Here is a 12,824-nt window from a genome sequence, read left to right on the forward strand (position 1 = left end):
TGCTCTTCGACTACATCGAGACCTTCTACAACCCCGTGCGGCTCCACAGCGCCCTGGGCTTCCAATCCCCTGTGGCCTTCGAACACTCCATCCAAAACAACTAACCCAACTTTCCACGTCCACGTTTTCGAAGAAAGATCAAGAATGGCGGCAGTAGAATTCACTTCATTCTACTGCCGCCATTCTACTGCCCCCATTCTACTGCCTGTTGATCCTGCCCATTTTCACAAAACGATTTAGACTCCTCTGACACCCCATGGCTCCCCCTCTTCCCAAATCTAATCTCCAACTCGGCACCTGGTTGCAGACAGGCTCCCCCATCGTCGCCGAACTTGCCGATGCGAGCGGCTTCGACTGGTTGCTCATTGATCTCGAGCACGGCTGCGGCACTGAGGCGATGGTGCTGCCGCAGATTCAGGTCATTCGCCATGCCGCCGCCATCGTGCGTGTCGGTGCGCCGCATCCCGACCTCATCGCTCGCTCGCTGGACTGGGGCGCTGCCGGCATCATGGTGCCGATGGTTTCCTCGGCGGAAAAAGCCGAAGCCTGCGTGCGTGCCATGCGCTATCCGCCGCGTGGAGATCGTGGTCTGGCCGGGATGGTGCGCGCCTTTCAATACGGACTGCATCGCGACATGCCGACTCCTGTTTTTTACGCCCAGATCGAGACCATCGAAGGCGTGGAAAACGCGCGCGCCATCGCCGCCGTTGATGGGGTCGATGTGCTCTTCATCGGCCCGATGGACTTGAAACTTCACCTTCAATCCCACCCTGAACGCACCCAGATGGATTACGCTGCCTGCCTGCGAGAAGTCGCGGCGGCGGCCAGGGCGGCGGGCAAGGCTTGTGGTCTGCTTTGTCGTCAGACCGACGATTTTGCCGAACTACAAGCGCTCGGCTTCACCCATCTGGCCATCGAGACCGACATCACGCTCCTGCGCGAGAGCTACCGCAAAGTCATTCAACCTCTCCGCGCAGACCCAGCGGTCGTCGGACTACGGGACAATCCATCCATGCCTTCGAAATAACATGACATTGAGAACCACACTCGCGCTGTCTGCCATCTTCCATGGCCTGGGTTTTGGACTTCATGCGGATGATTCCAAGCCGGTGCTGCAACTGGATTTTGGTCAGGAAGAATCGGCACCTTTGATTGCTGTTGGCAACGTGGTGCGTGATCAGGCCGGGCCGCGTCCGCCGGAGTTTCCGGATTTTGAAGCGAACAACACGGCCATTCAGTTGAAGGGGAAGGGTGCCCGTTATGAAATCAAAGATCCGGGGCCGCAGAGCCCTTTTGATTTCACGAATGGCGATGCCATCACCTTGGAGTCGTGGGTGAAGGTGGACAAACTGAGCCCCGGCCAGCCGATGTATATCGTGGGCAAGGGGCGCACCAATTCCCCGCATTTTGCCCGCAACAATCAGAACTGGTCTTTGCGGGTCATCGGTGGCAGCGCGGGTCTGGCGCATCTCAGCTTTCTCTTTGCCAGCGCTCCAGAGCCCGGCGGCGGGAACACCTGGCACATCTGGAACTCGGAGGCGTCTTTCGAGATCGCGACGGGCTGGCATCACGTGGCTTTGTCGTATGAGTTCGGCAAACCCGACACCATGCGTGGATGGATTGACGGTGTGGCCACAGCGGGGGTGTGGGGAGTGGATGGTGCCACCACGAAGGCACCCGCAGTTGATGACGACGATGTTTGGATCGGCTCGTCTCAGGGCGGCAACGCGGGCAACAGTTTTCAGGGTTTTCTTGACGGGTTGGCCATCCATCGCCGCGCGTTGACCGATGCAGACATCGCGAAACATTGTCGGAGAAAAGAGGGTCCGCAGGTGGTGTTGCCCGCTGTCGCGAAAATGCCGGATCTCGGAAAGATCGACGAAGGAAAAGTGCTCATTCAGATCAACGAAGGGCACGCCGACTCCAACCGCCGGCCCAATTCTCTGGAGACACCGCAGGAAGCGGCCCGCTGGTGGGGAGACGCCTTCCTGCTGCCGCGTGTGCCGGTGCGATACGATGACTGGGGCATCCGGTCGAGCTGGGCAGCGCCGCTTTTGCTGCGCATGGCCGCAGACGTGAAACTGCCGGAAGGATCACACCGCATTCTGCTGCGAACCCGCGGCCTGTCCCGCCTCTGGATTGATGGCGAGTTGATCGCTGAAACCAAACCGGCGGTCGGCAATGGTGAAAATGGTTTCGACCCCGTGACGCCACTGGCGCAGCCGCCTCATCCCGGAGTTCGGGTCAAAGGCTACCATCAGCAGGAAGTTTTCGGAACGGCGAAGATGTCGCCCATAAAAACGACTTCCCGCGTGGTGTTGGAGTTGATCGTCGGAGGGAAAAATATGCGCACCGATACCGGGGAGGTCTGTGTCGCCCTTGAATCGGCGGGTGGTGATGCGTTCTCCATTCTTCGTGCGACGGGCAGGCCGGATCTTCCTTTGACGGATGCCCAGGTCGAGCCGGTCCTCGCCGAAATCGAAAGCTCGCTGGCCCGTTTTGACGACGCCAATCGACGTGAGGCCTCCAAATCCCGCGATGCGTTTTGGCAGAAGCGCCATGACATCGCCAAGGCATGGGTGAAGAAAAATCCAGCGCCCAAACCTCCCCGCGCAGGCCATCCCGTGGATGCCTTCATCGATGCGAAAATCGAAACCGCCCTCGCGGCGAGTGCCGCCACTTCAGACGCGGCGAGGCTTTTCCATGGCGAGGTGCTGCCGGTCCTGCGGGAGGAGTGTTTCCGCTGTCACGGCGAGAAAGACAAGGGCGGGCTGAAGCTGAACACGCGTGAGGCTGCCTTGCGCGGTGGTGATTCGGAGGTGCCCGCGATCATTCCGGGTGATCCGGCGGCCAGTGAGTTGATTGAGCGCGTTCGCACTGACGACGAAGATTTGGTCATGCCGCCCACCGGCGAGCGCCTCAGCAAAGAGCAAATCGCCCGGCTGGAATCGTGGATTCGCGACGGTGCCAAATGGCCGTCTCCACCGGTTGATCCTGGCAAGCTCGTCAAAACATCCATCACCTCGGATGCCGCTTTTCTCCGCCGCATTTATCTCGACACCATCGGTCTGCCGCCGGCTGCGAACGAGGTGAAGGCCTTCCTCGCGGACTCCGATCCTGACAAGCGCACCAAGCTTATCGACCGGCTGCTCGCCGATGAACGCTGCGCGGATCATGCGATGAGCGAGTGGCTGGATGCTCTCGCGGAGAACCCCACTTTGATCAATGCTTCGCTCAACAGCACCGGGCCATTTCGCTGGTTTCTCCACGATGCCTTGCGCGACAACAAAGCGCTCGACCGCATGGTCACGGAGCTGCTCATGATGCGGGGAGATGCCGCTCACGGAGGCAGTGCCGGCTTTGCCCAGGCGGCGGAAAACGATGCGCCCTTCGCGGCCAAAGGCCACATCGTTGCCTCCACGTTTCTCGGCATCGAGTTGCAGTGCGCGCGCTGTCATGATTCGCCCTATCACTCCACCACGCAGCGCGATCTCTTTTCTCTGGCCGCGATGCTGGAGCGCAAGGCTGTGACGGTGCCGAAAACCAGCCGCGTCCCTGCGGCGTTTTTTGAAAAGAAAGCCCGCGAGTCATTGATCCGGGTGACGCTGAAACCTGACGAATCCGTGACGCCAGTCTGGCCGTTTGCGGCTGTGACTGGTGTGGCGGAGAATGCCGACATTGACCGGCTCATCGAAAACCCGAAGGACACTCGGGAACGGCTCGCGGCCCTGCTCACCTCGCCGGAGAATCGTCGCTTCCCCCGCGTGATGGTGAACCGGATTTGGAAACGTCTCATGGGTGCGGGTTTTGTGGAACCGGTCCAAGATTGGGAAGGGCATGATGCAAGCCACCCAGAGCTGCTGGACTGGCTCGCGGCCGAACTGCTCACCGCAGACTACGATGTCCGGCACATCATCCGGCTCATTGTCACTTCGGCGGCTTATCAGCGTGAGGCAGGCTTGGAAAATCTGGCCGTCGCCGGTGCTGTTGAGCGCTTTTTCAATGCGCCAGCGCGGCGGCGTCTCACCGCTGAGCAGGTCGTGGACTCGCTCCACGCCGCAGCCGGGGCAGCCATCGATTCCGAACCCATGACCTTCATTCACGATGGATCCAAAACCTTGCAGACGCGGCAGGATCTCGGGTTTCCGCGTCGTGCCTGGATGTTCGCCAGCCTCAACAACGAACGGGACCGGCCCAGCCTGGCGCTGCCGCGAGCACAGGCTGCTGTGAATGTGTTGGAGGCCTTTGGATGGAACGGCTCCCGTCAGAAGCCAATTTTCGCGCGTGACACCGAACCGAACATGCTCCAGCCCGGCATCCTCGAAAACGGCATCCTCACCCAGTCCTTGTCGCGAGCGTCTTGGAAATCCGAACTGGCGAATCTGGCGGTGGAAGCGAAATCACCGGAAGCCTTGCTGGAGAGTTTGTTTCTCCGGTTTCTCAGCCGCATGCCGCTGCGCTCAGAACGGGATTCATTTCTCCCTGAGTTGAAGTCCGGCTTTGAAAAACGACTCATGCCCCCGGATCAAATCACGGAACCGGCCCCGCTGGAACCGCTTCGTCTGGTGACCTGGCTCAACCATGTGACACCGGACGCCAATACCATCCAGCAGGAGAACGAAAATCGGGTCCAGCGAGGCCCCAGCCCCGATCCGCGTCTGCGACCAGAATGGCGAGAAATTTACGAGGACATCATCTGGAGCCTGATCAACGACCGCGGTTTCGTCTGGATGCCCTGACCAACCAACAATCTGCCAACACTCACCATCCCATGAAGCGAAGACATTTTCTCAGAACCGGCGCCACCCTGGGGAGCAGCCTTGCCTTGCCGCACTCGCTCATGGCTGAGCCGACTTCCAAGCTCATTCGCGGAAACGCGGAGCACGTCATTTCGATCTGGCTGGGAGGCGGCATGGCGCAAACGGATACCTTCGACCCCAAACGAGTGGGCGACCCGAAAGCAAACAAACCTGGCTCCTACTATCCGTCCATCGAAACGGCGGTCCCTGGCGTGCGGGTGTGTGAGCATCTGTCCAAGGTGGCACCCCTCATGGACCGTGTGACTGCGGTGCGGACCATTCACCACGACGTCATTGATGAGCACGCGGCTGCCACCAATCGCATGCATACCGGGCGTCCCATCAGCGGCACGATCAGCTATCCCTCCATCGGCTCCATCATCGCCCACGAGCGCGGAGCCGTGGCCGACGATGCCCCGCCCTACGTCCTGATCGGCTATCCGAATGTCACGCGCGGGCCTGGATTTCTGGGAGCCCAATCCAGCTACCTCTACCTGACGGACACCAGTCGCGGTCCGGCAGGATTATCACTGCCTCCGGGGATGACACCGAATCGTCAGGCGCGTCGCGAACGCTATCTCACCGCCCTCCAGGCGAGCGCCGGAGCGACCGAAGACCGGCAGTTGAAAAGTTACGACGCCGCCATCGCGCAAAGTCTGAAACTCAGCGGCCCGGAGTTCAATCGCGCGTTCCAACTCGACTCCGAACCGGCTGGCCTGCGCAATGAATACGGCGGTGAGTTTGGGCAGCGATGTTTGCTCAGCCGGCGGCTGGTTGAACGCGGCGTGCGCTTCATCGAAGTCTCCCACAACCTGAACTTCATCAATGGAGCGGGCTGGGATACGCATAAAGAAAGCATTCTCCAGCAGCATGGGTTGATCAGAGAACTCGACATCGCCATGGCCGCATTGATCCGTGATTTGTCCGCGAAAAAGCTGCTCGATAAAACACTCATCATGGTCACCACGGAGTTCGGCCGGCCCCCAGAGTTCGACAGTGGGGGCGGGCGCGGGCATCAGGGCAGCGCCTTCACCTGCGTGCTGGCCGGAGGAGGTCTAAAACACAGCGGTGCCTGGGGTCAAACGGGTGACCTCTCGAAAGAGATTGTCGCCAATCCCGTCAGTGTTCCCGATTTCTTCGCCACCGTCTGCGCCGCCCTGGGCGTTGATTACCACAAGAACCTTTACGACGGAGATCGTCCCGTGCCGATCACGGATCAAGGAAACCCCATCGCATCTCTCTTTGCATAGTCAGAACCGATACCTCCATCGACTGCGCGGGCTTCAATCTGGAGTGGGTAGCCGCGCCATGAGTTGTGATTTCCCGCAGATTCAGGGAGGCCCGCAGATTTTTTTGAAGCTTTTGATCCAATTCCAATCTGTGGGCCTCCTTGAATCTGCGGGAGACAAATCTGAATTCACCAAAGATGATGACGTGATGCACCCCCTAGTTTTCGGGGGGAGCGCACTGCTAAGTATGCCGCCCCCAGGGCGTATGCATCTCACCCCACCATGACTTTTTGTTTTCGCTTTCGATCCTCATTCGCCGCCGCGCTCACCGTCTGCCTTGCCCTCGCTGGTGTCGTTTGTGCTGCTGAACCGTATGACACTTTCCTGGAGAAACACTGCATCAGTTGTCATGGCCCCGAGAAGGAGAAGGGGGATTTGCGCATCGACCAGCTCTCGCGCGATTTCAAGGTGGGTGCGGACACGCATCATTGGGCGGAGGTGATAGAGCAGGTCAATTCGGGCGAGATGCCGCCGAAGAAGGAGAAGAAGCCGACTCAGGAGGAAATCGCGGCGTTTGTGACGAGTCTTGATTCGCGCATCAAAGAGGGCCGGGCAGCGCGGATGGCGGCGCGGCCGGCGGTGTCGCATTACCGGCTGAGCCGGAAGGAGTATCAAAACACGGTCTATGACCTGCTCGGCGTGCGCTATGATCCGGCCAAGCCGGGGGAGCTGAATGAGGACACGCGCTGGCATGGGTTTGAACGTATCGGGTCGGAGCTTTCGCTCTCGCCGTCGCATGTGGATCGCTATTACCGCGCGGCGGAGCTGGTGCTGGATCGTGCGTTTCCTGCTGCGGCGTCGGCGGAGACTCGCAAGGTCCGCAAGACGGCGGCGGAGATTCGTTACGGCGGCGGGAAGGACCAGCAGGCGGCGCTGGATCGTTTCGGCATCAAGCGGCCGCTGCGTTATCTCCTTTTCCCCGGCACTGTCCAAAACGCGCTCTCGCCGAACTCGCTCGGCAAGACCGGCCCGGAGCATAGCGGGCTCTACAAACTGCGCATCCAGGCCAGCGGTATCCGACCGCTCGGCGGCCAGACGGCGCACTTGAGCATCGGCAAGCGCACGGGTGAGGAGACGGTGGATGGGCTCATCGAGTTTGACATCACGGCGCCGGAGGACAAACCGCAGGTCTATGAGTTCGAGGTGTTCCTGGAGATGCCCGCGACGCTGGACTTCTGCGTGGTGGCCACGGATGTGGTGGATCGCCGAGCTGGTGCGGCCTTCCGCAATGCGATCGGCAGCAGGAGCGGCTACATTTTCACGCACAGCAGCGAGACCTTGCTCTTAAATCCGAACGCGCCACAGATGTTCGATGACAAGGGCAATGGCCTCTTCTCCACGGTGCTGCTCGATTGGATCGAGTGGGAAGGGCCGCTGGTGTCGGAGGCTGAAAAAGCACGGCGCAATGATGTGGTGCCACCCGATGACGCGACGCCCGAGGTGGTGGCCGAGCATCTGCAACGCTTTGCCGAACGCGCCTGGCGTCGTGCGGTGAAAAAGGAGGAGTTGGAGCAGTATTTGCAATCCTATCGCACCGAGCGCGACGCGGGCGAGAAGCTGGCAGACGCGTATCGTGTCGCGTTGCAGGGCGTGCTGACCTCCCGGCATTTCATCTACCTCGTCGAGGGCGACACGGTGGCCCGCGAACGGCTCACGGACACGGAACTCGCCTCGCGGCTCTCGTATTTCCTCTGGAGTTCGATGCCGGATGACGCGCTCTTCACTGCGGCAAAAAGCAGCACGCTGAATGGCGAGGGCTTGAAGAAGGAAGTTGATCGCATGCTCGCCGACAGCAAAGCCAGCCGCTTCATCGACGACTTTGCACGCCAATGGCTGCAACTGCACCGCGTGGGCATGTTCCCGCCGGACAAGAAGCTCTACCCAGCCTACGACGCGTGGCTGGAGGAAAGCATGCGCTCGGAGCCGGTGGAGTTCTTCCGCGAGATGTTCGGCAAGAACCTGCCCATCGACGGCTTCATCCATTCTGACTGGACCGTGGCAAACGCGCGGCTCTGCGATTTCTACGGACTGGCAGAGCCGAAGAATGGCGGCTTCCAGCGAGTCTCGCTGAAGCCCGAGGATCGTCGCGGCGGTCTGCTCACGATGGGCGCTGTGCTCGGCCTGACCTCGGACGGCACACGGCAACGCCCGGTGCATCGCGGTGTGTGGCTCAGCGAGGTGGTGCTCGGCAAGACACCGCCACCACCGCCCGCCAACGTCCCCGCCATCGAGCCTCCAACGCCGCAAAGCCCCAAAGCAACGCTGCGCCAAAAGATCGAAGCCCACCGCAACGACGCAAACTGCGCCGCCTGCCACGCGAAGCTCGACCCACTCGGCCTCGCCTGGGACAACTACGACGCCATCGGCCAGTGGCGCACTCACGAGAAAGTCGCGGCTGGAGTCGGTGCGGACCCGTTGGTGAATCCCGCCGGTGAAATGCCCGACGGTCGTGCCTTCAAGGATGCCAACGAGTTCAAGCAGCGCCTCCTTGAAGACCGCGACGAACTCGCCCGCGCCTTCATCGACCACCTTTGCACTTACGGCCTCCGCCGCGCCCTCAGCTTTGACGATCAAGACGACCTCAAAGCCATCCATGCCGAAGCGAAGAAGAGCGAATACCGTATCAAGGACATCGTTCGCGCCGTTGCTCTCTCCGACCTGATGAGGAAACGCTAACAGCACCATCACTCCAAAACTCCAACACTCCATTTTATGAGCAACTATCTCTCCCAATCCTGGCTACTCAATCGCCGCCACGCGCTCAAGGCACTCGGCAGTTTCATCTCGCTGCCCATGCTTGAGTGCATGGTCCCGCTCCGCGCGGCGGAGAAAGTCACTGCCACGCCGAAGCGCAGCGCGTTCATCTACCTCGCGAACGGCGTCCACTCGCTGAACTACCAGATCACCACGGAGGGCAAGGGCTACCAGTTCTCCCGGTCGCTGAAGCCTTTGGAGAAGCATCGCGATGTGATCACGCCGATCAGCGGCCTGCATCATCCGGGAAGCCTCAGTCATCACCACAACTGCATCTCCGTCTGGCTCACCGGTGGGAAGCTCGGCCCATCGGATCGCAACACCATCTCCGTGGACCAAAAGATGGCGGAAATCACCGCGCTCCAAACTCGAGTCGCTTCGATGGAGGTTGCCCTCACGCAGGAATCCCTCGCTTGGACGGCGGATGGCGTGCGGCTGCCTGCGATGCGTCGTTGCAGCGAGATTTTCGCATCGCTCTTCGAAGAACCGAAAGGCGGCAAAACAGTCCAACGGCGGGCCTTGCGCCGCAAAGGCAGTGTGCTTGACGCCAACCTCGCGGAAGTGCGTCAGCTCGAGAAGAAGATGGGCTCGGAGGACAAAGGACGCATGCAGCAATACCTCACCTCCGTCCGTGAGGCAGAGATCCGCACGCGGCGGGCCGACACATGGCTCGATACGCCATTGCCCGCCGTCTCCGACGCCGACCGCAAGCGCACCAACCGTGACATCGCCGCCACCATGGCGGGCGATTATTTCCGCACCGTTTATGACCTCATGGTGCTCGCCTTTCAGACGGATGTGACCCGCGTGGCCACCTTCAGCATGGGCGGCGAAGGGGATGCTTTTTCCATTCCTGAAATCGGTATCACCGAGTCGCGCCACCAGCTCAGCCACCACGGCGGCGATGCCGGTTACATGGAGAAGCTCACCAACTACGACACCTTCGCCATCGAGCAGTTCAGCTACTTCCTCACCCGCCTCGCGGAGACCAAGGACCTCAGCGGCAAGCCGCTCCTCGGCTCCACGATGGCGCTCTTTGGCAGCGGCATGTCCTACGGTCACAGCCATGGCAACGCCAACCTCCCGCTCGTGTTCGCCGGCGGCTCCGACCTCGGCCTGAAGCATGGCAGCCACCTCGACTTCAACAAGACGGCCGCAGGATTCCAAGGCTACGCTCTCGGCGCGGACGGAGCGCTCACCACCGCGCATTACCAGCTCTGCAGCCGCCCCGCGAACACCGACGCCCACATGAGCAACCTGCTCCTCCTCATGGCCCAGCGCATGGGCGTGGAGACCGACCAGTTCGGCGACAGCAACAAGGTCGTCGCGCTGTGATGTTCTTTGTTCGTCGTTCTTTGTTCTTTGTTCTTGGTTTGTGCATGGCACACGCCGAGGAGGACGTGTTCCGCCCCGAAGCGGGAAAGTTCCCGCCTTTGGAAGAAGCGCACGCGTATCGCGGCGAACTCGTCTTTGTCGACCACGCGAACCGTCGCGGCAGCCTACGGGTGACATCGCCGGGCATCTTTCGCACCACAGCGCCCCATCCGTTCGCGTTGCTGCCTTATGCCGTCGTGCGTTATCACGGCGCACCGGCCGACCTGCGGGACATTCCACTGGGCACCATGCTGCATGTCCGCGCGTTCCTGCCGCCCGATCCGAAAACCTCCGCCGTGCCGGTCTTGCCGGTGAACAGTCGCGAAAAAACCAAAGCTGGAAATCTCGGCACCGCGCCCGCTGAAAACCACGTCCTGCTGCTCGAAGACGAGCCCAGCCACTGCCAGCGCGAAGGGCTCGTCTGGAAACTGAAGGAGCTGGAAATCAAAAACCGCGAAGGAACGATCCTCGCCGGCCGCGAAGCCCCCAAAGACGCCCACACGAAGCCCAGCGACGAAACGCTGACCTTCGATGCCGCCACGCGCGTCTGGCGCGGGCGCGAATGCCTCCGCATCGAGCACCTCATCTCTGAGGGCACTTGGCCCGCGGAAGAAAAAAAAGCTCTCGGTAGCCAAGCGGTGCAACTCGGCATCACCTGGCGGCCCACGCCCGGCGGTGTGTTCGGGCGTTTTCATCTCTCCGACATCTGGCTCGACGACGACGCGATGCAAAACGCCGCGCAGCTTCAAACCGAACTGCACAAGGCCTTCATCCGCAGCCGTTGGATGCCCGCGTGGGTCGATGCGGTCGAGTATGGGAAGTTCGGCCGCGCCACCGTGACCGCGACCTTGTTCGGCGGCATGGACGCCACGCTCTATGCCGACTTCAAACCAGGCATCACTGCTCTCATGAATGGCGTCGAAAACACGCTGAAGCACACCGAAGGCGGCACTGCTGGTCCCACGCAGATGGCTGCACGCGGGAAGCTCATGGAAGTCATCCAACTGCCCGGAAACGCGCCGCTCGGCAGTAGCGGCATTCAGATTCGATTCGAGACTGATCTCATCACCGAAGGAATGCGCCCCACGCGCATCGTCAAAGTCCGCCCGAATAGCTGGCCGGATGTCCACCTGCCACGCGAAGAATATCTCGGCAACGGAGCCTCCAACATCGACGAGCGCTTCCCGACACCGGCCATCTTTCCGAACTACTGATCCCATCACTGTCCCTTCATTCTTTTGTCCCCATTCTGCTGTCGAAAATGATCACTCCAACACTCCACTCATGCCCAGCGCCCGCCACTGAAGCTGGTAAAATATTCCGGGTGAAAAATGAAGACAGCTTCCTGAATCTTTTACCCCAAATCTTTTACCAACTGTGCCTCGGCCTCTCGCTGCTCACGACTGCCGCCACCGCCGCTGACGAACCCTTCCGCCCCGAAGCAGGTAAGTTCCCTCCTCTCGAAAAAGCGCACGCCTACCGTGGCGAACTCGTCTTCGTGGATCATGCGAACCGCCGCGGCAGCATCCGCGTGCAGGGGTCCGGCATGTTTTTCCGCAACGACCCGCACCCCTTCGCCTTGCTCCCTTACGCCATCGTGCGTTATCACGGCGCACCGGCGGATCTGCGGGACATCCCGCTCGGCACGGTGATGCACGTCCGCGCCTTTCTCCCGCCTGACCCGAAGACCTCCTCCGTGCCGGTATTGCCCGTCGATAACAAGAAGATCGACGCGAACCACAACCGTGGCACCGGCATCGCACCCGCTGAGAACCACGTCCTCCTGCTCGAAGACGAGCCCAGTCACTGCCAGCGCGAGGGCATGGTGTGGAAGCTCAAAGAAGTGGACCTCAAAAACAACGAAGGCATGATCATCGCCACTCTCGAACCGAAGCAAGGCGGCGACGGCAAGGCCAGCGAAGAAAAGCTGACCTTCGATGCCGCCACCCGCATCTGGCGCGGACGCGAAAGCCTCAGCATCGAGGAACTCATCGCCGAAGGCGCATGGCCTGCGGCGGGGAAGAAATCCCTCGGCAACCAACCCGTCCTGCTCGGCATCACCTGGAAACCCACACCCGATGGCATCTTCACCCGCTTTCACATCTCCGACATCTGGCTCGATGACATCTCCATGCAACGTGCCGCCAAGAACCAGACCGAAACGCACAAGGCCTTCATCCGCAGCCGCTGGATGGCCGCGTGGATCGACAACGTCGAGTATGGCAAGTTCGGCCGCGCCACCGTGACCGCGACCTTGTTCGGCGGCATGGACGACTCGCTCTACGCCGATTTCAAAAAAGATGTCCCCGCCCTGATGAATGCCGTCGAGAACACCTTGAAGCACACCCACGGGGCCTACGGACCTGCGCACATGGCCTCCAAGGGGCCCATCGTAGATGTCACCAAAGCACCCGGCGCGACACCCCTCGGCAGCAGCGGCATCCAGATCCGTTTTGACACCGACCTCATCATCGAAGGCATTCGCCCCGGCAGAGTCGTCCGTGTCCGTCCCACGAGCTGGCCCCAAGTCCAAGTGCCACGCGAGGAATACCTCAACGACAACCTCGAAGAGCGCTTCCCGACCCCAGCCATTTTTCCGAAATACTGA

General features: G+C 60.9%; 7 protein-coding genes. All 7 read left to right on the forward strand.

From position 1 onward, the window contains the following. Positions 1 to 256: 256 nt before the first annotated feature. The 7 genes from U1A53_RS13785 to U1A53_RS13815 all read left to right on the forward strand — a co-directional run bounded on the left by U1A53_RS13785 (position 257) and on the right by U1A53_RS13815 (position 12,824). Positions 257 to 1,027: an aldolase/citrate lyase family protein gene (locus tag U1A53_RS13785; RefSeq protein ID WP_322281765.1), complete on the forward strand. Its 771-nt coding sequence runs from the start codon at positions 257 to 259 to the stop codon at positions 1,025 to 1,027. Position 1,028: 1 nt separating this feature from the next. Next, positions 1,029 to 4,739, forward strand: coding sequence for a DUF1553 domain-containing protein (locus tag U1A53_RS13790; RefSeq protein ID WP_322281767.1), 3,711 nt, complete (start codon positions 1,029 to 1,031; stop codon positions 4,737 to 4,739). A 32-nt stretch (positions 4,740 to 4,771) separates the two neighbouring features. Next, positions 4,772 to 6,049 (forward strand): DUF1501 domain-containing protein, encoded by a 1,278-nt coding sequence (locus tag U1A53_RS13795; protein WP_322281769.1) that lies wholly within the window; start codon positions 4,772 to 4,774, stop codon positions 6,047 to 6,049. A gap of 261 nt (positions 6,050 to 6,310) precedes the next feature. Continuing rightward, positions 6,311 to 8,764: a DUF1592 domain-containing protein gene (locus U1A53_RS13800; protein WP_322281771.1), complete on the forward strand. Its 2,454-nt coding sequence runs from the start codon at positions 6,311 to 6,313 to the stop codon at positions 8,762 to 8,764. A gap of 36 nt (positions 8,765 to 8,800) precedes the next feature. Next, positions 8,801 to 10,177, forward strand: coding sequence for a DUF1552 domain-containing protein (locus U1A53_RS13805; protein WP_322281773.1), 1,377 nt, complete (start codon positions 8,801 to 8,803; stop codon positions 10,175 to 10,177). A 44-nt stretch (positions 10,178 to 10,221) separates the two neighbouring features. Next, positions 10,222 to 11,430 (forward strand): hypothetical protein, encoded by a 1,209-nt coding sequence (locus U1A53_RS13810; protein ID WP_322281775.1) that lies wholly within the window; start codon positions 10,222 to 10,224, stop codon positions 11,428 to 11,430. Positions 11,431 to 11,540: 110 nt separating this feature from the next. Continuing rightward, a complete protein-coding gene (locus tag U1A53_RS13815) occupies positions 11,541 to 12,824 on the forward strand; it encodes a hypothetical protein (protein ID WP_322281777.1) in 1,284 nt (427 codons plus the stop codon).

The organism is Prosthecobacter sp. (assembly GCF_034366625.1).
In the GTDB taxonomy this organism is placed as follows: Bacteria; Verrucomicrobiota; Verrucomicrobiia; order Verrucomicrobiales; family Verrucomicrobiaceae; genus Prosthecobacter.

Coding starts and splice junctions, on each gene's coding strand:
- U1A53_RS13790 (WP_322281767.1), top strand. CDS start 1,029: ATGACATTGAGAACCACACTCGCGCTGTCTGCCATCTTCCATGGCCTG.
- U1A53_RS13795 (WP_322281769.1), top strand. CDS start 4,772: ATGAAGCGAAGACATTTTCTCAGAACCGGCGCCACCCTGGGGAGCAGC.
- U1A53_RS13800 (WP_322281771.1), top strand. CDS start 6,311: ATGACTTTTTGTTTTCGCTTTCGATCCTCATTCGCCGCCGCGCTCACC.
- U1A53_RS13805 (WP_322281773.1), top strand. CDS start 8,801: ATGAGCAACTATCTCTCCCAATCCTGGCTACTCAATCGCCGCCACGCG.
- U1A53_RS13785 (WP_322281765.1), top strand. CDS start 257: ATGGCTCCCCCTCTTCCCAAATCTAATCTCCAACTCGGCACCTGGTTG.
- U1A53_RS13810 (WP_322281775.1), top strand. CDS start 10,222: ATGGCACACGCCGAGGAGGACGTGTTCCGCCCCGAAGCGGGAAAGTTC.